At 35.3% G+C, this 21,381-nt stretch carries 18 protein-coding genes; 11 read left to right on the forward strand and 7 right to left on the reverse strand.

Features of this window, described 5'->3' with window-relative positions; genetic code table 11:
• Positions 1 to 152 precede the first annotated feature (152 nt).
• Both BOW57_RS07140 and BOW57_RS07145 read right to left on the reverse strand, forming a co-directional pair.
• Positions 153 to 1,007: a fumarylacetoacetate hydrolase family protein gene (locus BOW57_RS07140; RefSeq protein ID WP_129053556.1), complete on the reverse strand. Its 855-nt coding sequence runs from the start codon at positions 1,005 to 1,007 to the stop codon at positions 153 to 155.
• Between the two features lie 144 nt (positions 1,008 to 1,151).
• Positions 1,152 to 1,916: an SDR family NAD(P)-dependent oxidoreductase gene (locus BOW57_RS07145; protein ID WP_012026095.1), complete on the reverse strand. Its 765-nt coding sequence runs from the start codon at positions 1,914 to 1,916 to the stop codon at positions 1,152 to 1,154.
• 325 nt (positions 1,917 to 2,241) lie between these two features.
• Here BOW57_RS07145 and BOW57_RS07150 point away from each other — a divergent pair, with 325 nt between their 5' ends.
• The 7 genes from BOW57_RS07150 (at position 2,242) to fucP (ending at position 10,170) form a co-directional block, all read left to right on the forward strand.
• Entirely contained in the window at positions 2,242 to 3,390 is a 1,149-nt protein-coding gene (locus BOW57_RS07150) for an ABC transporter substrate-binding protein (protein ID WP_129053557.1), read from the forward strand.
• Positions 3,387 to 4,529: a CaiB/BaiF CoA-transferase family protein gene (locus tag BOW57_RS07155; protein ID WP_129053558.1), complete on the forward strand. Its 1,143-nt coding sequence runs from the start codon at positions 3,387 to 3,389 to the stop codon at positions 4,527 to 4,529. The genes BOW57_RS07150 and BOW57_RS07155 overlap by 4 nt, the downstream gene beginning before the upstream one ends.
• Positions 4,530 to 4,636: 107 nt before the next feature.
• Positions 4,637 to 5,773, forward strand: a complete 1,137-nt coding sequence (locus tag BOW57_RS07160; RefSeq protein ID WP_129053559.1) for a CaiB/BaiF CoA-transferase family protein — start codon at positions 4,637 to 4,639, stop codon at positions 5,771 to 5,773.
• 3 nt (positions 5,774 to 5,776) lie between these two features.
• Positions 5,777 to 7,003, forward strand: a complete 1,227-nt coding sequence (locus BOW57_RS07165; protein ID WP_129053560.1) for an extracellular solute-binding protein — start codon at positions 5,777 to 5,779, stop codon at positions 7,001 to 7,003.
• A complete protein-coding gene (locus BOW57_RS07170; RefSeq protein WP_129053561.1) occupies positions 7,000 to 8,058 on the forward strand; it encodes a Gfo/Idh/MocA family protein in 1,059 nt (352 codons plus the stop codon). Before BOW57_RS07165 ends, BOW57_RS07170 begins: the two co-directional genes overlap by 4 nt.
• Positions 8,059 to 8,304: 246 nt before the next feature.
• Complete coding sequence (locus BOW57_RS07175) at positions 8,305 to 8,748, forward strand: MaoC/PaaZ C-terminal domain-containing protein (protein WP_129053562.1); 444 nt, start codon at positions 8,305 to 8,307, stop codon at positions 8,746 to 8,748.
• 117 nt (positions 8,749 to 8,865) lie between these two features.
• Entirely contained in the window at positions 8,866 to 10,170 is a 1,305-nt protein-coding gene (fucP, locus tag BOW57_RS07180; RefSeq protein WP_089054710.1) for an L-fucose:H+ symporter permease, read from the forward strand.
• Positions 10,171 to 10,300: 130 nt separating this feature from the next.
• Here fucP and BOW57_RS07185 read toward each other — a convergent pair whose 3' ends face one another.
• Genes BOW57_RS07185 through BOW57_RS07195 form a run of 3 tightly spaced genes read right to left on the reverse strand, consistent with a single transcriptional unit; the run spans position 10,301 to position 16,059 of the window.
• Positions 10,301 to 11,707 carry an efflux transporter outer membrane subunit gene (locus BOW57_RS07185; protein ID WP_129053563.1) on the reverse strand — a complete coding sequence of 469 codons (1,407 nt, stop codon included), beginning with the start codon at positions 11,705 to 11,707 and terminating at the stop codon, positions 10,301 to 10,303.
• 18 nt (positions 11,708 to 11,725) lie between these two features.
• Entirely contained in the window at positions 11,726 to 14,893 is a 3,168-nt protein-coding gene (locus BOW57_RS07190) for an efflux RND transporter permease subunit (RefSeq protein ID WP_129053564.1), read from the reverse strand.
• A 2-nt stretch (positions 14,894 to 14,895) separates the two neighbouring features.
• On the reverse strand, positions 14,896 to 16,059 hold the full coding sequence (locus BOW57_RS07195; protein ID WP_089054713.1) for an efflux RND transporter periplasmic adaptor subunit: 1,164 nt from the start codon (positions 16,057 to 16,059) through the stop codon (positions 14,896 to 14,898).
• Positions 16,060 to 16,325: 266 nt separating this feature from the next.
• On the opposite strand from BOW57_RS07195, the gene BOW57_RS07200 reads away from it, so the two are divergent.
• The 3 genes from BOW57_RS07200 to BOW57_RS07210 are packed head-to-tail and all read left to right on the forward strand — an operon-like array spanning position 16,326 to position 18,411.
• Entirely contained in the window at positions 16,326 to 17,369 is a 1,044-nt protein-coding gene (locus BOW57_RS07200; protein ID WP_129053565.1) for a sensor histidine kinase, read from the forward strand.
• A 2-nt stretch (positions 17,370 to 17,371) separates the two neighbouring features.
• Entirely contained in the window at positions 17,372 to 18,100 is a 729-nt protein-coding gene (locus BOW57_RS07205) for a LytTR family DNA-binding domain-containing protein (RefSeq protein ID WP_089054715.1), read from the forward strand.
• 17 nt (positions 18,101 to 18,117) lie between these two features.
• Complete coding sequence (locus tag BOW57_RS07210; RefSeq protein WP_089054716.1) at positions 18,118 to 18,411, forward strand: DUF3861 family protein; 294 nt, start codon at positions 18,118 to 18,120, stop codon at positions 18,409 to 18,411.
• Between the two features lie 69 nt (positions 18,412 to 18,480).
• Here BOW57_RS07210 and BOW57_RS07215 read toward each other — a convergent pair whose 3' ends face one another.
• On the reverse strand, positions 18,481 to 19,371 hold the full coding sequence (locus BOW57_RS07215; RefSeq protein WP_129053566.1) for a dihydrodipicolinate synthase family protein: 891 nt from the start codon (positions 19,369 to 19,371) through the stop codon (positions 18,481 to 18,483).
• Positions 19,372 to 19,383: 12 nt separating this feature from the next.
• Positions 19,384 to 19,845 carry a cupin domain-containing protein gene (locus BOW57_RS07220; protein ID WP_089054718.1) on the reverse strand — a complete coding sequence of 154 codons (462 nt, stop codon included), beginning with the start codon at positions 19,843 to 19,845 and terminating at the stop codon, positions 19,384 to 19,386.
• A gap of 97 nt (positions 19,846 to 19,942) precedes the next feature.
• On the opposite strand from BOW57_RS07220, the gene BOW57_RS07225 reads away from it, so the two are divergent.
• Positions 19,943 to 21,355: a PLP-dependent aminotransferase family protein gene (locus BOW57_RS07225; RefSeq protein WP_129053567.1), complete on the forward strand. Its 1,413-nt coding sequence runs from the start codon at positions 19,943 to 19,945 to the stop codon at positions 21,353 to 21,355.
• Positions 21,356 to 21,381 lie beyond the last annotated feature (26 nt).

The raw sequence follows: 21,381 nt of genomic DNA on the forward strand, positions 1-21,381 counted from the left end.
TAGATATTATACGTTCAAAAAAAGGCGTTTCACTTCCATTAACAAACATAGCTATGTGTAAATGATGTATCATTTATTTTAGTCTTTTTGTTTAAAAAGGAAAAAATCTATGTTTCTATGTGTTTAAATAATTATACTCAACGAGTTAATAATTACTTTTTATAAGCAACTGCGGTTTGTTTACTTGTACCTAATCCTTCAATTCCAAGTTCTACAACATCGCCCGCTTTTAAGTAAATTGGATCTGGTTTAATACCCAAACCAACTCCCGGAGGCGTTCCTGTACTAATAATATCGCCCGGAAGCAAAGTCATAAACTGACTTAAATAATGCACTAAATAAGGAATTTTAAAAACCAAATTTAACGTGTTGCTGTCTTGGTACTTTTTACCGTTTACACTTAACCACATCGATAAATTATTAACATCTTTTACTTCATCTTTTGTAGCCAAAAATGGTCCAAGCGGTGCAAATGTATCACATCCTTTTCCTTTTGCCCATTGTCCGCCTCGCTCAATTTGAAATTCTCTTTCGCTGTAATCATTCAATAAAGCATAACCAGCAACGTAATCTAAAGCTTCAGCTTCTTCAACATAACTTGCTTTTTTGCCAACAACAAAAGCTAACTCCACTTCCCAATCCGTTTTTACACTGTTTTTCGGAATAATTACATCATCATCTGGACCGCATAAAGAAGTCGTTGACTTAAAAAAGATAATCGGCTCCGTTGGAATTGGTGCGTTTGTTTCTTTACAGTGATCTACATAATTTAATCCAATACAGATTATTTTTGAAGGTCTCGCAACAGGAGATCCTAAACGAACATTCGCATCAACTTCTGGTAAAGAAGGATTGCTGTCTAATTCCTTTTGTAATTTTTCTAAACCATTTTCTTCAAAAAAACTTTCGTTAAAATCTGAAACGATAGAAGAAACATCATATCTTTTTTCATTAATTAAAACTCCTGGTTTTTCTTTTCCGATTTCTCCAAAACGTATTAATTTCATTGTATTCTTTTTTTTAAGTTACTAAGTTGCTAAGGTTCTGAGGTACTAAGTTTTTCTCTCATAAGGTACTAAGCTGCTAAGATTCTACGGTTCTGAGTTTTTTTTCCCTTAGCGCCTTAGTATCTCAGAACCTTAGTACCTTTTCTAGTTATTTAATTTAATAAATCCTCCGTCGATTGGGTAATCACATCCTGTGATAAATCCAGCTTCTTCGCTGCATAAGTATAAAGCCAAAGCAGCTATTTCGTCTGGTTTTCCCATACGTCCGATTGGTTGTGATTTAGAAAGTTTATCAAACATTTCTTCTTCTTTTCCAGCATAATTTTTAGAGATAAATCCATCTACAAAAGGTGTGTGAACCCTTGCCGGAGAAATAGAATTGCATCTGATATTTTCACTTAAATAATCTCTTGCCACAGATAAAGTCATTGCCATTACAGCTCCTTTTGCTGTTGAATAAGCAAATCGGTCTGAGATTCCAACCCACGCCGCAATTGACGCCATGTTTAAAATTACACCGCCATTTGAAAGTCGGAATTGTGGAATCGCGGCAAACAAACAGTTGTAAACTCCTTTTACGTTTACATCCATTACACGGTCAAAATCAGCCTCAGAAGTAGTGTCTACTTTCCCAACATTTGCGATTCCGGCATTATTGATTAAAATATTGATATTTCCAATTTTTTCAAAAGTCGCTTTAACATCAGCCTGACTAGAAACATTACAGGCATACGAAAATACGTTTCCTCCTGCATTTTTAATTTCTTCAACAGCATCCTGTGCACTTTCAATAGATAAATCAATAATATGGACTTCTGCACCTTGCTTCGCAAACAAAGCGGCAATTGCTCTTCCAATTCCGCTTCCTCCTCCTGTTATGACTGCTTTTTTATTTTGTAATGAAAACATCTCTCTAATTATTTAGTATTATAAAAACCGCATTTTTTTATTAAAACATTTACATAAAATAATAAATGTAAAAAATACAATTACAAATGTAGCTGATATAAATTAAATTTGAGTTTTATTTTTTTACTAATCTAATAAAATGATCTTTCTTTAATAAATTATAACATTTTTTAAGCGCTTTGTAAAAATTTTACAGAAGTTTAAAGCTTTATACAAAAAAGAATGTGTTAAAAACTACAATTTCTTGCCTATCTCAATCTTATTTCTAATTTTGTAATTGTATTTTTTACATTTATTATTTTCCATACACATAATTCAATCAAAAATGGCAGTATTAAAAGGCATTACGTGGAATCATACAAGAGGTTTATTGCCTATGGTTGCAACGGCACAGCGCTTTACCGAGTTAAATCCTGAAATCGAAATTACTTGGGAGAAAAGAAGTTTACAAGAATTTGCAGATGCTTCAATTGAAGATCTTGCAAAAAGATTTGACTTACTTGTAATCGATCATCCGTGGACAGGTTTTGGAGCGCATACTAATGCTATACTCCCTCTTTCTGATTATTTATCTTCTGATTATATAAAAGACCAAGAAATAAATACCGTTGGAAAATCATACGGAAGTTATGTTTTCAGTAATAAATTATGGGCTTTGCCAATTGATGCTGCTACTCCAGTAGCTGCAGCACGTTTAGATATTTTAGAAAAAGCAGGACTTGAAGTCCCTCAAACATATGACGATTTATTGGCTTTAGCCAAAAAAGGTTTGGTTGCATTTGCTGGAATTCCAGTTGATGTTTTAATGAGCTTTTATATGTTCTGCTGTAGTTTAGGCGAAGCTCCTTTTCAATCTGAAGATAAAGTTATTTCTGCACAAACAGGAAAAATAGCTTTACAGTTGTTTCGAGAATTGGCACAATTAATTGATCCTGCAAACTTTAATCGAAATCCAATTCAAGTTTACGAAGCGATGGTTAATTCAGATGAAATTGCTTATTGCCCATTTGCATATGGATATTCAAACTATTCTAGAGCAGGATACAGCAAGAATCTGCTTCATTTTTATGATTTAGTAAAGCTGAATAATGCACCAATGATAAGTTCTTTGGGCGGAACAGGATTAGCCGTTTCTTCTTTCAGCAAGCATATTCCCGAAGCGATTCGTTATGCGGAATTTACAGGATCATCGCATGTTCAGCAGAATATTTTTGCAGATAATGGCGGTCAGCCAGGACATTTACAAGCATGGAAAAACGACAGAATCAATTCGATCACAAATAATTATTTCAAAAATACGCTGCCTGCTTTAGAAAGAGCATTTTTAAGGCCAAGATACTCCGGACATATGTATTTTCAGGATCATGCCGGCGATGTAGTTCGTGATTATTTATTGTACGGTGGTAACGAAGAACTTGTTTTATCAGAATTGGATCTGCTTTATGCTAAATCTTTAAAATTGCAAAACTCATGAAACCATTAGAAGGATTAATTGTTTTAGAGTTCTGCCAGTTTTTGGCGGGTCCTTCTGCTGGATTAAAATTAGCCGATTTAGGTGCGAGAGTTATTAAAATTGAACGTCCCGTAAAAGGCGAAGCTTGCAGGCAATTAAGCATCAAAGATCTTTTTGTTGATGACAGCAGCCTTTTGTTTCACACGATTAACAGAAATAAAGAATCTTTTGCGGCCGATTTAAAAAATCCCGATGATTTGGTTTTAATTAAAAAACTAATCCAAAAGGCTGATATTATGACGCATAATTTCAGACCAGGCGTAATGGAAAAAATCGGACTGGACTATAATACAACGCTTACCATTAATCCGAAGATTATTTACGGAACTATAACAGGTTACGGAGATAATGGACCTTGGGCAAAAAAACCGGGACAAGATTTGCTTTTGCAATCGCTTTCGGGATTGAGCTGGTTGAGCGGACGTAAAAGTCAAGGGCCGGTTCCGTTTGGTCTGGCTGTGGCGGATTTAATGTGCGGGAATCATTTTGTACAAGGAATTTTAGCTGCATTATTAAAAAGAGCCAAAACAGGAAAAGGTGTTTTAGTTGAAGTGAGTTTGCTGGAATCTATTCTAGATGTTCAGTTTGAAGCGCTTACTTCTTTCTTAAACGATGGCGGACAACAACCGGAACGAGGCGATATTAAAGGAAGTGCACATGCTTTTTTGAGTGCACCTTACGGAGTTTATAAAACACAAGACGATTATATTTCGCTGGCAATGGGCGATTTACTTTTCATAGGAAACACGATTGGAGTCGATTTAAATCAATATGCTGACAAACATCTTTGGTTTGAAAAAAGAGACGAAATCAGAATCCTTTTAACCGATAGATTAGCCGAACAAAAAGCAGATTATTGGTTAGAATTACTTCAAAAACAAGGAATTTGGGCGGGAAAAGTTCTCGATTATGAAACTTTAGACCAACAGTCTTTTGTGAAGGATTTACAATTAAAACAAACCGTAAAAAATTCAGAGGGCGAAACTTTGGTAACAACCCGAAGTCCGATTCAGCTTGACGGCGAAATTTTAGGCAGTACAAAAGCAGCTCCTAAAGTGGGCGAAGATAATGCAGTAATACACAAAGAGTTTATTCGGTAAACTGTTGAATCGTTGATTTGTTTAATCGTATAAAACAAAACGACGAATTAACGGTTAAACAAATACAACGATTAAACGAATAAACAATAAAACGGTTAAACAAAAAAATGAAGCCATTAGAAGATTATTTAATAGTAGATTTTAGTCAGTTTCTTTCAGGTCCGTCAGCAAGTCTTCGCTTGGCAGATTTGGGCGCACGCGTTATAAAAATTGAAAAACCAGGAACTGGCGATATTTGCCGAACCTTATATACTTCTGACTTAATTATGAACGGTGAATCGTCTGTTTTTCACACCATAAACAGAAATAAAGAATCGTTTGCCATTGATTTTAAACAACCTGAGGAACTTCAAAAATTAAAAAAATTATTAGCCAAAGCCGATGTTGTCATGCATAATTTCAGACCGGGCGTAATGGAACGCATAGGTTTAAGTTATGACGATGTAAAAGCAATAAATCCAACTGTGGTCTATGCTTCGATTTCGGGTTTTGGAAATCATCCTGAACTTAAAGATTTACCGGGACAGGATTTATTATTGCAATCTTTAACGGCTTTAACTTGGCTGAGCGGTAATCAGGAAGATGGCCCTGTACCAATGGGATTGTCAATTGTTGACATGCTCGCCGGTGCACATTTAGCACAGGGAATTTTAGCATCTTTATATAAAAAAGCAACACAAAATATAGGTGGAACTGTTCAAATAAGTATGCTGGAATCTGCTTTTGATTTTCAGTTTGAGACTATTACAACTTTCTTTAATGATGGCGGCGAATTGCCAGTTCGAACTAAAACTAATAATGCTCATGCTTATCTAGGCGCGCCATACGGAATTTACGAAACCAAAAACGGCTATCTGGCTTTGGCAATGGGATCAATTCCAGTTTTGGCTTCATTGCTGAAATGTGATGAATTGTTGCAATTCCCAGAGAATAAGTTTACGCTTAGAGACGAAATCAAAAATATTTTAGCCTCTCACCTATTGACACAGGAAACGCAATTTTGGCTGGATATTTTAGAACCGGCTGACATTTGGTGCGCAGGTGTTTTAAACTATGAACAGCTTTTCAAAGAAGATGGTTTTAAAGTTTTAGAGTTTACACAGCAAGTTGAAATGCTTGACGGCTATTCGTATAAAACTACAAGATGTCCTATAAAAATTGATGGTGAATATTTTACATCAACTAAAGGTTCTCCAAAATTAGGACAGGATAATGAGCGAATTATAAAAGAGTTTATAGCATAAAATATGGTAAAATTTAGAATCGCTGTTAGAAAATTTTCTCCTTTTGAAAGCACGCTGCAAAAGCTGTGGGATGCTTTTTGTTTGAAAAACAATATTCAGATTGACGTTGAAATGGTTCCAATGGAACTTCACGATCTTTATGAAAAAACCATCACAAAAAAAGGTTTAAAAAAGGGTAAATGGGATATTGCACACCTAAATACGGATTGGATTTTTGATGCTGCAAATGAAAAAGCGGTTCTAGATTTAACCTCTTTTATTTCTCAAAATCCTCCGCAGAATTATCCTGACGGCTGGCATAAATCTTTATTACATTTACAACAAATTAAAAACGGAACGTTTGGTCTTCCGTTTCATGATGGTCCAGAGTGCTTGATTTTTAGAAAGGATCTATTTGAAAATCCAACAGAAAAAGAAAACTTCAAGAAACAATTTGGTTACGAATTGTTCCCTCCTAAAACTTGGGAGCAATTCACCCAAATCGCAACATTTTTTAACCGTCCAGAAAACAATTTATATGGCTGTGTTTTTGCCAATTATCCCGACGGTCATAATATGGTTTTCGATTTCTGTTTACAGTTATGGACACGCGGCGGCTCACTTCTGGACAATAACAATCAAATTAACATCAATCATAATCAAGCTGTTGAAACTTTAGATTATTATAGAACTATAGTAAGTAATGCGGATGCTGTTCATCCGGGATCTAAAAACTTTGGTTCTGTTGAAGCAGGAATGGCTTTCGCCGAAGGACAAGCTGCAATGGCTATAAATTGGTTTGGTTTTGCCTCAATGTGTGAAGTTATCGATGAATCGAAAGTAAAAGGCAAAGTAGATATTACAGAATTACCTTTTAATGCAGACTGCAAAACAGCTTCGTTAAATGTGTATTGGCTCTACACAATTGGCACAGGAAGTAAAAATCAGCAATTGGCTTACGATTTTTTACGATTCGCAACAACGGCTGAAAACGATAAACTATTGACTTCTGAAGGTGGAATAGGATGCCGAAAATCGACTTGGAATGATGCCGAAATCAATAAAGCGATTCCGTATTATCATAAACTGGAAATGCTGCATGAAAATGCTTTGACTTTACCGCAAACTCCAATCTGGCCTAAAGTGACTGAATTTATAGATCAGATGGTTTTAAAAGCGATTGAAACAGAAATTCCGTCAAAAATACTTTTAGAAATAACACAGCATAATATTGAAAAATTAACAAAATGAATATTCCCTATAAACCTTTACTGCCCGAGACCAAACAGCCGATTATAATTATCGGAGCCAGCGGAATTGTGAAAGACGCGCATTTACCTGCATACAAAATGGCTGGTTTTACGGTTTTTGGCATTACGAACAGAACAATTGCAAAAGCACACGATTTAGCGAAAGAATTTGAGATTCAGCATGTTTTTGAAAATGTTGCCGATGCGGTTAAAAATGCACCATCAAATGCGGTTTACGATATTACGGTTCTACCTGATCAATATATTGAAATATTAGAACAATTGCCAGATGGAGCAGCGGTTTTGATTCAGAAACCAATGGGAAATGATTTGGATCAAGCCAGAGAGATTGTCGAAGTATGTGAGAGAAAAAATCTTGTTGCTGCAATCAATTTTCAGCTTCGTTTTTCACCATTTGTAAGTGCTGCAAGATATTTAATTAATGAAGGATTGATTGGCGATTTATACGATTTTGAATTTAAGGTTACGGTAAATACACCTTGGGAATTGTTTCCGTTAATCAAAGAACATCCAAGATTGGAAATTCTTTTTCACAGTGTGCATTACATTGATTGTATTAGATCTTTTCTCGGAAACCCGAAAAGTGTAATGGCGAAAACAGCCAAACATCCGCTTAAAAAATTATCATCATGCCGTTCTACTATTATTCTGGACTATGGAGAAGATAAACACGTTGTTATCAACACAAATCACGATCATCATTTTGGTCCAAATCATGAAGAAAGTTACATTAAATGGGAAGGAACAAAAGGCGCAATCAAAGCCAAAATGGGTTTACTGATGAATTATCCAGACGGGCTTCCAGACATTTTTGAATATGCAATTGAAAATGAAGAAGGCAAATATGAATGGAAAAAAGTTGATCTTGAAGGCTCATGGTTTCCAGAAGCTTTCATTGGAACGATGTCAAATTTAATGCGCTTTAAAGAAGGCTCAGACTCAAAATTACTAGCAAGTGTTCAAGACGTTTTAGATACCATGAAAGTTGTTGAAGCCTGCTACGTCAGCAACACAAACGGAGGAATTTTAATTTAAGTCTTAAAGTCAAAAGTCGAAAGTCTTAAAGACTTGGCTTTATAACACTTTATGACTTTCAAACTTTTGACTTTCAAACTTTTGACTTTCAAATTTTTGACTTTCAAACTTTTGACTTTCAAACTTTTGACTTTCAAACTTTTGACTTTCAAACTTTTGACTTTACAACTTTAGACTTTACAACTTTAGACTTTACAACTTTAGACTTTACAACTTTAGACTTTACAACTTTACGACTAAATATTTATGTATTTCAAATCAACTTTTTTCGAGGATTACTTACTTGATGATAAGCGAGTAACTTTAGGCAGAACCATTACAGAAACTGATTTTGTAGTTCATGCCGGACATACGGGAGATTTTTTCCCTCATCACATGGATGCTGAATGGTGCAAAACACAGCCATTCGGACAACGTATTGCGCATGGAACTATGGTTTTTGCCATTGGTATCGGACTAACTGCTTCAGAAATAAATCCTGAAGCTTTTTCTAGAGGATATGACAAAATGCGTTTTGTAAAACCAGTTCATATTGGTGACACGATCCATTCTGAAATTACCATTTCTGAAAAAGGCGAAGCCAAAAATCCCGAAATGGGAACTGTAACAGAACATGTTGAAATCATTAACCAAAGAGGTGAAGTGGTTTTGGTATGTGATCACCTTCTTCTTGTGAAGAAAAGGTTCTAAGGTACTAAGGTTCTAAGATTTAAAATTTTGCGTTTTAGAGCCTTCGTGACAAAGAAAAACCTTAGAACCTTAGCGTCTTAAAATCTTAGCAACTAAAAAACTAAAAAAAACTAACTAATGCAAGTAACAAACCAAACTGGCGACATACACGAAGTAGCGTCAGAAGGCGGAAAGGGAACAAAATACCTTTTGCCATTTATTTTAATTACCAGCTTATTTTTCCTTTGGGGAATGGCACATAATCTGGATTCTATTTTAATTCCGCATTTAAAAAAAGCGTGTGAATTAAACAACCGTCAATCGACATTGATTGATACTTCGGTATTTTTCGCTTATTTTATAATGGCGATTCCAGCGGGAATGCTCATTAAACGATTTGGTTATAAAAACAGTATTATCACTGGATTATTGGTTTTCGCTGCCGGAGCATTTTTGTTTGTGCCTGCAGCAAATACGAGAACTTATGAATTGTTTTTATTCGCACTATTTGTAATTGGCTGCGGATTAACAATTTTAGAGACAAGCGCCAATCCTTATGCGGCAATTTTAGGGCCTGCTGAATCATCTTCTAAAAGATTGAATTTAGCAGCTTCATTCAACGGTTTAGCGGCTATGATTGCTCCAATTGTAGGTTCATTATTTATCCTTTCTGGTACAAATCACACACCTGAACAAATGGCTGCTATGCCCGAAGCAGAAAAAGCATCTTATTTATTAGGTGAAGCTGCTGCAGTAAAAATGCCTTATATTATTTTAGGAAGTGTATTGGTTTTGGTGGCGATTATATTCTATTTCATGCATTTGCCATCGATGAAACCTCAGCATACTGAAGCCGAAATTAAACCGGGATTTTTCTCTGTTTTAAAATTTAGACATTTAAGCTGGGCTGTTGCAGCGCAGTTCTTTTATGTTGGTGCACAAGTTTGTATTACGAGTTTCTTTATTAGAATAGCACAGCAAGGCGCAGGTTTAGATGAAAAAACAGCAGGATATTATCTTGGTATTTATGGCTTCTTGTTTATGGCAGGACGTTTTATTGGAACTTTCTTCTTAAAGTTTGTAAAGGATTATGTTTTACTTTCTATTTATTGTGCTGCCAGTATTGTACTTTGTTTGTTAGCCATTTACGGAACTGGAATCGTAGTTATCTACGCTTTAGGCGGTATCGGTTTTTTTATGTCAATTATGTTCCCGACTATTTTCTCATTAGGATTGGTTGGTTTGAAATCAAATACAGAAACTGGCTCTTCATGGCTTGTAATGTCGATTGTGGGCGGTGCTATTCTTCCTTATGCAATGGGAACTTTAATCGATATGAAACACGATGACATTCAATCAGGATATATTATTCCGCTTTTGTGTTTTGTGATTATTTTATCGTTTGGTTTGTATGGTCATAAAGTGAAAGCTTTAAAACAATAAATAATTTTAAATTTTAGATTTAATAAAAAACGCCTCAATTAATTGAGGCGTTTTTCGTCATGTTTAAATTTAATTAATAGGCGATCATCGAAGAAACATGATCATTGTGGTATTTTTATTGCTTTTACTTCTATCTCCAGCCTCCGCCAAGAGATCTGTACAAATTAACAACCGCTTGCAGTTTTTGCAGGTTATCATTTACACCGCTCAATTGCGCCGCTAAAAGGTTTTGTTCTGAAGTTAATACATCTGTATAATTTGTTGCCGAGCTGTATTCTAAAAGCTGTTGCGTAAAATCGACTGCTTTTTCTAATGCTTCAATTTGTTTTTCTCTTGAATCTTCTTTTTCTACTGCCATTTCATAAGCATACAAAGCATTTGAAACTTCTTGTCCGGCATTTAAAAGACTTTGTTGAAAATTATTGTAAGCTTGTAATTGTTGTGACTGCGCATTTGTTAATCTCATTTTATTAAGCCCTTGATTAAAAATTGGCTGCGTTAAACCGCCAATAATCGAGTAGAAAATAGAATTACTAAAGAAATCTTTCAATTCTAAATTCGAAAATCCGCTGCTGGCTGTAAGTGTCAAACTTGGATAAAAATAAGTTTTAGCCAAATTCGTCGATTCAAAAGCAACTCTGAAATTAAATTCCGCCTGACGAACATCTGGGCGATTATGCAATAGTTGTGAAGGTATGCCTACAGCAATATTCTCAGGAATAATCTGCGTACCTAATACTCCTCTTTCAATTGCTCCAGGCGCCTGCCCTAACAAAATATTTATTGCATTCTCGGTTTCGCGAATGCTTTGTTTTAAATCTGGAATCAATACCTCAGCAGCATGCTGATTGGCTTCACTTTGTACTACAGCTGCACCAGTTACAATAGCTCCTTCTTTTAATTCTTTAATCGTTTCAACATTTTTGATTCGACTTGCCAATGTAGCTTCTGTAATTGCCAATTGTTTGTCGTAAGCTAACAACAAGAAATAATTATTTGCAATGTCTGAAATCAATTGTGTCTGAATTGCTTGCTTTGCAGCATCTGTAGCAAGATAAGAAGCTAAAGCTGCCCTTTTTGAACTGCTTAGTTTTCCCCAAACATCAATTTCCCAAGAAGAACTTAAACCTAGTTTATGGGTTGTAGTTAATGTATTGATATTAATTCCCGGAGGAAAATTAAGTCCCGCTTGCGATTGTTTGTTTCGCGTAATGTTTGCATCTACATTTAACGTTGGATAATACGCTAATTTACTTTGACGTAAAGCTGCTCTCGACTGCACAATATTTTCAATTGCATTTTTCAAGTTAAGATTTTGGTCTAATCCTTTTTGAATTAACGCATTTAATTTTTCATCTTTAAAAACACTCTGCCAAGGCATATCGGCAATTGTAGTAGAATCGGCAGAAGCCTGATCACGATACAGTTTATCTGTTGAGAGCGTTGTTGGACGTTCGTACTTTTTGGTAATCGAGCACGCACTTAAAAGTGCGGCTGTGATTACCATCAGAATATATTTATTTGAACTATTAGTCATCTCTGTTTTAATTAAATTTTACTCTTTGTGAGCTTCTAGTAACTGAATTTCCTCATCATCGTCTTCATCATCATAACCGTCTTTTGCAGGACCGCTTACTCTTTCTTGTAAGGTTTGGAAAATGATAAACAGAACCGGAATTACAAATACTCCCAAAATGGTTCCAATTAACATACCTCCAACAGCTCCTGTTCCAATCGATCTATTTCCTACAGCTCCTGCTCCAGTAGCAAACATTAAAGGAACAAGTCCTAAAATAAAGGCAAACGAAGTCATTAAAATTGGTCGTAAACGTGCTACGGCTCCTTCAATTGCAGCTTGTACGATTGGCAGACCTTTACGTCTTCTATCAAGGGCAAATTCGACGATCAAAATACCATTCTTCGCAAGAAGTCCGATAAGCATGATTAAGGAAATCTGCAGGTAAATATTACTGTTTAGCTTGAACACAATCGAGAACAAATACGCTCCCGCTAATCCAAACGGAATGGAGAATAATACCGCAAACGGCAAAATATAACTTTCATACTGCGCACTTAATAAGAAGTAAACAAATACTAAACACAAAATAAAGATGAAAATCGTTTCACTTCCTGATGCTAACTCCTCACGCGTTAACCCTGAAAATTCGTATCCGTAACCTGCCGGCAGATTTTCTGCTGCAACTTCTTGAATCGCTTTGATCGCATCTCCAGAACTAAATCCTGGATTTGGAGCTCCTGTAATCGAAATAGAAGAGAAAAGGTTAAATCTTGAAATCGATTCTGGTCCAAAAACTCTGGTCATTTTTACAAACTCTGTAATTGGAGCCATGTTTCCAGCGCTGTTACGAATAAAGATTTTATTTAATCCTTCTGTATTAGTTCTAAACTCTGGTGAAGCCTGAATCATCACACGATATTGCTTTCCGAACTTATTGAAATTCGACGCATACAATCCACCATAATACCCCTGCATGGTTGATAAAATTGTATTTATCGAAACTCCTGCATCTTTGGCTTTTGCCAAATTAATATCCATCATATATTGCGGGAAACCAGGATTAAAAGGTGTTGTCGCGTATTGTATTTCTGGACGTTTAGATAACTTTTCTAAAAACTCAGTATTTACTTTAAAGAACTCAGCAGTTGTATGTCCGCCTTTATCTTGAAGCTGAAATTCGAATCCGCCGCTTTGTCCAAAACCTTGAATAGTAGGAGGCGAAATAAAGAATATATTTGCTTCACGTATTCCTCTTGTTTTAGCAAAAAGCTGCCCAATAACATCATCAACACTTAAATCACGATCGCCCCACGGTACCAGTTTTACAATAACCATACTATACGCACTTCCCGCTCCAGCAGTAAAGTTCTGTCCCACAATACGAAGTGTGTTTTTAACTCCCGGAATCGTCTTAGCAATACTGTCTACTTGTTTCGCAATTACATCAGAACGTTCCATAGAAGATGATGGCGGCAAGCTGATATTAGCAAAAACAGTTCCCTGATCTTCCGAAGGAACGAAAGCAGATGGCGTGGTTTTCATCATGTAAAATAATGCCAAACCTGAAATCAAAATTGAGGCTAATACAATCCATTTTTTTACAGAAAGGAAACTTACTGAACGTTTATATCTTTTGGTTACATTATCAAATGCAACGTTAAATGAAGTATAAAAACGCTGTAAATAGCTTTTATGTTTATGGTCATCTGCATGCGGTTTAAGTAAAAGCGCACATAAAGCCGGGCTCAGCGTCAAGGCATTTACTGCCGAAAGAATAATCGCAACAGCCAGTGTAATACCAAACTGCTTATAGAAAACTCCTGTTGATCCTGTAATAAAAGTTACCGGAATAAATACCGCCGCCATTACTAATGTAATCGAAATAATCGCTCCCGAAATTTCGTCCATAGCATGAATTGTTGCTTTTTTTGCCGATTTATAACCGTGATCTAATTTGGCGTGCACCGCCTCGACGACCACAATTGCATCATCGACGACAATACCAATGGCAAGAACCATAGCAAAAAGCGTCAACAAGTTGATCGTGAATCCGAATAAATTCAGGAAGAAAAACGTTCCTACAATTGCAACCGGAACTGCAATTGCTGGAATCAAAGTAGATCTAAAATCTTGAAGGAAGATAAATACTACGATGAAAACTAATATAAAAGCTTCGATCAAAGTATGAATTACTTTCTCAATAGAGGCATCCAAATTTTCGTTGACGTCGACCATAATGGTATACTTCATTCCTTTTGGAAAAGTCTTCGCCGCTTCTTCAATTAATTTTTTAGAATTAATAATTACATCACGTGCATTCGATCCAGGAGTCTGGCTGATCGCCATTGCTGCCGATTCTACACCGTTTGTTTTAATGGTTTGAGCATAACTTAAAGATCCTAGCTCTACTTTAGCCACATCTTTAAGTCGGAGCATTTGTCCGTTCCCAACCGATTTAATAACAATATCCTCAAACTCTTTAGCGCTGGTTAAACGTCCTTTGTATTTAATTACATATTGAAATGCTTGATTTCCGTTTTCACCAAATTTACCTGGCGCCGCTTCAATATTTTGTTCTGCCAAAGCAGCCGAAATATCACTCGGAATCAATTTATATTGCTGCATTACATCTGGTTTCAGCCAAATTCGCATAGAGTAATCTTTTGCACCAAAAACGGTTACATCTCCTACTCCAACTACACGCTGAATCTGAGGTACAAGATTGATCTTAGCATAATTTTGAAGAAACGTTTGATCATAAGCTTTATCATCACTGTATAAAGAGAATATCAATAAGTTACTACTCTGACTTTTGGTTACTGTAACCCCTGCCTGAGTTACCTCAACTGGTAATAAACTTGTTGCTCTTGAAACTCTATTTTGAACGTTTACCGCCGCTAAATCAGGATCTGTACCAACTTTAAAGAAAATTTTAATCGAAGCGTTTCCATCATTTGTTGCTGTAGAAGTCATGTAAGTCATGTTCTCTACACCATTAATCTGCTCTTCAAGCGGAATTACAATACTTTTAAGTACTACGTCGGCATTGGCTCCAGTATAACTTGCTGCTACGTTTACAGTAGGAGGCGCAATATCCGGATATTGAGAAATAGGTAACTCTATTAGGCCTAAAACACCTAAAATGACAATAATAACAGATATTACCGTCGAGAGTACGGGTCTTTGTATAAATTTTTTAAACATCTTTATTGTTTTAAGTCAGCATAAATCATTTCTGATTTTTGATTATTAGCTTTAATCTCACTTCCCTCTTTTAAAGAAGCTACTCCTTCTAATACAATTTCATCTCCTGCTTTCAAACCGCTTGTTACTACGTAATAGTTTTTGGCTGTATTTTCAAGAATCGTAATATTGGCATTTTTAGTTTTGCCATCTTTACCTACAACTACTGCAAAAATTTTATCCTGAAGTTCAAAAGTTGCGCTCTGAGGAATAATCATAGCATCTTTTACTTCACTCGGAATTCTAATTGTTGTGCTGCTTCCGCTTCTAATAATTCCTTTTGGATTTGAAAAACGAGCTCTAATATTTACAGTTCCTGTTTCAGTATTAATCAACCCGTTTACAGTCTCTATTTTTCCTTTTTGATCGTAAGCTGAACCATCTGAAAGCAATAAAGAAACATCTGGCAGACTTTTAATTTTCTGACTTAACGACATTCCGGTATTATCTTTAGTGAAGTTTAAAAGCGCTTTTTCATTCATAGCAAAATAAGCGTACACATTTCCTATGCTCGAAACTGTTGTTAAAGCTTCAGCAGTATTAGAACTTACTAAACTTCCTAAACGGAATGGGATTGAACCTACAACACCGTCTACTGGACTTGTTACTGTTGTATATCCTAAATTGATTTTGGCATTTACTAAAGCTGCATTTGCCTGTGCTAAAGCTGCTAATGCTGATTCGTAAGTATATTGAGCTGACTCTAAGTCATATTTGCTTATAATACCTTTTTCTACTAATGGTTTTACTTTGTTAACTGCAAGTTTTGCGCTGCTTACATCTGCTTGTGCACTTTTAATGCTTGCCGCAGCAGTTCTAACTTGCTGCTCGTATTCTGGCGCACTAATTTTAAACAATGGCTGGCCTGCTTTTACTACTGCACCTTCATCTACAAAAATCTTGTCAATATAACCTTCAACTCTTGGTCGGATATCAATATTCTGCTGTCCTTGAATACTGGCAGGATAATCGCTGTTTAGCGTAGCTGATTCTGGCTGTAATGTCAGCGTTTTATACTCTTTAACTTGTGGCGCGCCTCCGGCTTGAGCCGATTTATCATTTTTATTACCACAAGATGCGATAATAATTGATGCTGCGAAAATGCTTAAAAACGATTGCTTATTCATTGTTAAAATGTGTAATTATCTATTTATTAGTAAGCAAAAGAACTAAAATAGAATACGCGAAAAATAGGAAATAGACGAAAAGCAAAAGACAATCGATAGAGATGAGCTGACACACGATGAAATTTTCTAAAAATTAAACAACTGTTTAATTTCTAAACTCATCGGTTCTAATAAGGTTTATAAAGTCTCTAAATCTCTTTTTAGCGATTGCTTTTATATCTTATTTAAATAAAATGTAATATTGTCATAAAAAAAGAAAACGTATAATGGCTTCAAACATTTTTAGACCTTATTTATTTACTGGACTGCATATTTTGAGCTGGTTATTATTGGGATTTATCATGTTGTTTTACATCCCTTTAACCTGGAATGTAGTGCTTCCAACGGTTTTTTGGATTTGGCAGATAATAGTACTGTTTTTATTAATAATTGTTTTCTATTCGAATGCCCGAATAATAGTTCCAAGAACCATAATAAAAGATAATACTTCGCCATTTCTGCTGTGGGCTTTACTAATTGTTTTTGTCATGCAGATCATCGCCTTTTTTTATACGTCGCAAACAGATCTTCACAGCAAAATTCGCCTGGTTTTAGGACTAAAAAAGTATAAAAGCCCTTATTTTGACAATTATGTTTTAATGTTAACTTTATTGGTTTTAGGAATCAGTACTAGCTGGGCTATGCTGCAGCATTGGCAGAAAGCCGCTCAACATAAGCAAAAGCTCGAACAAGATAAAACAATGGCTGAACTGGCGATGCTTAAAGCTCAAATAAATCCGCACTTTTTCTTTAATTCCCTTAATAGTATTTATTCGCTTACTTACACTGATATTGAAGATTCGAGAAATGCGCTGCATACTCTAAGCCGAATGATGCGTTACTTACTTTACAGTACCGAAGAAACGACAACTTTACTGAAAGAAGCAGACTTCATGAAGGATTTTATTGCTTTAATGAAACTTCGTGCTAACAGTAAACTTACTATTACAACTGATATACCGCAAAAAATTCACGATTACCCAATAGTTCCAATGTTATTATTACCTTTAGTAGAAAATGCCTTTAAACATGGTGTTCATGCTACTGATAAAAGTGAAATTCATATTTCGCTGAGGCAGAAGGACAGTACTTTAGAATTTGAAGTAGAAAATACGTATTTCGAAAAATCTTCAACTACAAATGAAGGCGGTATTGGGTTAACAAATACAAAACGCAGACTGCATTTAATTTACCCTGACAAGCATACTTTAAAAGCCGGTATTGCTCCAAATGGTAAATACAATGTAAAACTGCACTTAACTTTAGATTAACGATGGTATTAAAATGTATAGCTGTAGACGATGAACCACTCGCATTAAAGCTCGTGGAAACTTTTATTGAGCAAACGCCTTTTTTACAATTGAGCGCCAGTTGCGATAATGCAGTCGAAGCTATGGCTTTGATTCGCGACAAACAGCCAGATCTTGTTTTCTTGGATATAAACATGCCAAATTTAACTGGAATGGAACTCGCCCGACTTTTGCAAGATCAGCCGGGATCACTTCCTAGAATTGTTTTTACAACAGCTTACAATCATTATGCGATAGAAGGTTATAGAGTAAATGCAGTAGATTATCTCTTGAAACCTTTTAGTTATGAAGAGTTTCTGCGCGCCGCAAACAAAGTACTGCAATTAACAGAAGATAATTCTAACCAATTTCAGTCTATTACTGCCGATGATGAGTTTATTTTCTTAAAAGTAGAATATCAATGGGTTAGAATTTCTTTAAAACATATTTTATATATCGAAAGTTTGAAAGATTATGTAAAAGTACATCTCGATGATTCTCAAAAAACAGTGCTGTCGCTTATATCCTTAAAAGCACTCGAAGAAAAACTGCCTTCAACCAAATTTATGAGAGTTCACCGCTCATTTATTGTTTCGCTGGATCAAATTACCGCTATTAGTAAAAACTCACTTTTTATTGGAAAATTTGAAATTACAGTAGGCGAACAATACAAAGAAACGTTTAAAACCATCGTAGATAAATGGTTAAAATAAAATTGAAATAGAATATCATGGAAAAAAGATCAAACAAATATCATTTGACATTAAGTCTAAAACAATATGCAAATGGTGAAACAGAACCTGCAAAAGAACTTGGACTGGAGTTTAGTAATCACGATGAAATCTTTGGAATCATAGAAAAAATAAAAGATAAAAATATATTCGATAATCCGCATGAAGCAACACAGTTTGCAGTAGGTTTAAAATTATTTAATGAAATACACATCAAGCATCGCAAAAATCCTTTGTTTGACGAATTAAACGAAGTGTTTCCTATCTTCATGAAAAAGCTTAAAAGTTTATAATTTTACACATAAAAACAGCCAAACCTGATAATCAAGTTTGGCTGTTTTTTTTAGAATCTATTCTTATTTCTAATTAGAATCATTAACTAATTTTAAAATAGCACTAAGTTCGCTGCTTTCTTTTTCAGTTAATGGCAATAACGGTTTTCTTAATTTTCCTCCATCAATTCCCATACTATTTAAACCAGATTTTATTGCTCTTGGAAGTCCTTTTTCTACAATAAACTTCAACAAATTGATCTGCTTGTAAAATACTTTTTGAGCTTCTTTTAAATCATTATTTTGAATTGCGTTGTATAACGCAATATTCAATTCAGGAATTAAATTGGGAGCTGCTGTACACCAACCCGCTGCTCCTGCAGCGAATGCAGAAAGCGCCAGCGGATTTGATCCGTTGTAAAAAGCAACATCTTCGCCTAACTCTTTCTTCAAATAATGCATTCTTTGAACATCGCCTGTACTTTCCTTAATCATTGTAACATTTGGAATTTCAAGAAGTCTTTTCAATAAAGCAGGCGACATATCAATTCCTGCTGTAGCTGGATTATTGTAAGCCATTATCGGAATAGAAATTTGCTTCGCGACAGTATCATAATGCTTCACAATTTCGTCATCGCTCAATTTCCAATAGCTCATAGGAATAATCATTACAGCATCGGCTCCAGCCTTTTCTGCCGCTTTTGCATGGTAAATAGTTTTTTCAGTTGTTAAATTTGAAGCACCTACTAATATCGGAACCCGCCCTTTTGTCTGTTCAACAGTTGCTTCAGTAATAGCCTCTTTTTCTTCATCATTCAAATAAGGCATCACTCCTGTACTTCCCAGCGGAGCAACTGCGTGAGATCCTGATACAATCAACCGCTCTAATAATTGCTTATAAAGCTTAATATCAACTTTTTCATTTTCATCAAATGGCGTAATTGGATAGGCAATAATACCTTTAAACTGGTTGTTTTTCATTTCTTCGCTTTTTTATAAATCTCTTCCCTCTTCTTCTCTAAGTGCTACTCCTAAATTTTGCAATTGCGGTGCATTTTCAGTCGCAATGTATTTTGCATTTTCAGTATTACTTAAGTTTTGATGTCTGTGCCATGTCCAAGCCGGAATATAAACCGCATCTCCAGCCTTCCACTCTACTTTTTGATCTTCGATTTCAGTATATCCAGAACCTTCAATTACATACAACAATGTTTCATAGGTATGTCTATGTCGGTTCGTTAATTGTCCAGGCAATAATCCTCCAATAGTCATACTTACATTTTTACTTGGCAGATCGACAAAAAATACGGGATGTTTTCTTTCTGTCGAAAATTGATCGTGTACCCCCGCATTTTCAACATTTCTATGAATTAATTTTTCAGGCATTACAAAACTTGGTCTTGCATAAGTTTGATGAAAATCTTTTGATGAGAATTTTTTTTCTTTAGTTTCCATGTTCATTAAATTTTAATTGATGCATTATTGCGTGACAAAAATATTGTAACTTTGGACTGCACAGATAACACAGTTTTATCACAAACAACTAGTCCAGATGTTACGACCATGGCAATTTGAAATTCAATTAGATAAGAAATCCGATAAAGCACTTTATCTGCAAATTGCCGATGCCATTATCGTCGCTATAAAATCACACAAACTTACCTCAGGAAATGCTTTACCTGGAAGTAGACAACTCGCTGGTTTACTGAACGTAAACCGAAACACAGTCATCGAAGCATTAGACGTCTTAACTGCCGAAGGCTGGCTCATTACAATTGATAGAAAAGGTACTTTTATTGCCGATTTATCACCTGATATGCTTTGTGATAAACAGAACGATTCTCAGATTAATACAACTATTGCAGAAGCAAAAACACATCTTATTTTTGATGATGGACTACCCGACAGCAGTCTTGCGCCGATGAATGATCTTGCTCGTGCTTACAGAGAAATCTTTAATCGAAAGTCCCGAAGACAAATTATGGGATACAGCACTGAACTTGGTGATATCGAATTTAGAAAAGCAATAGTCCAGATGCTGAATTTTAAAAGAGGGATGAACGTTTCGGCAAATGAAATCTGTATTACAAGAGGAAGTCAAATGGCAATGTATTTGGCGGCTCATTGTTTGCTCACTAAAGATGATTTTGTGATGATTGAAAATCCAGGCTACAAACCTGCTTGGGAAGCTTTTGAAAATGCAGGTGCAAAACTGCTTCCAGTAAGCGTTGCATTAGATGGTTTAGATCTAAATGAAGTTGAAGCTTATCTAAAAAAACATAAAAACATAAAGGCCATTTATGTTACACCTCATCATCAATTTCCGACAACGGTTACAATGAGCTTAAAAAAAAGACTGAAATTGATAGAATTATCCAATCAGCATAATTTCACCATTATTGAAGATGATTATGATAATGAATTTCATTTCGGACAACGACCAATTTTACCCATTTCAAGCTACAGTAAGGCAAAAAACTTTGTTTACATTGGCACGTTAAGTAAAATTGTAGCGCCAGCGCTGCGAATTGGTTATCTAGCAAGTTCTGTAGAAAACGTAGAGAAAATTGGAAAACACAGAAAAATTATCGACGTTCAAGGTGATAATATCATGGAAGAAGCTGTTTTGAATCTTATAAACGAAGGCAAAATAAAAAGACATCTCAAACGAACGAGTTTAATCTACAAGGCAAAAAGAGATTATTTTGAAAGTCTTTGCAAGCTCCATCTTAAAGACAAAATTACTTTTATTAAGCCAGAAGGCGGTTTGGCTTTTTGGATTGTTCCAACTACTGAAACCAATCTTCAAAAAGTATGTGATGAACTGTTAACTAAAGGAATCAAAATCATGAATCCTGAGAAATTCAGTTTTGAAAAACCTGTTTTAGGTTTACGATTAGGCTATGCCTCACTAAGCGAAAAGCAATTAGAAGAAGGCATCATTGCACTCTCTAAGTATTTATAAAACAAAAAAGACTGAAAACACAAGAT

Source organism: Flavobacterium sp. YO64 (assembly GCF_004119505.1).
Taxonomy (GTDB): Bacteria; Bacteroidota; Bacteroidia; order Flavobacteriales; family Flavobacteriaceae; genus Flavobacterium; species Flavobacterium oncorhynchi.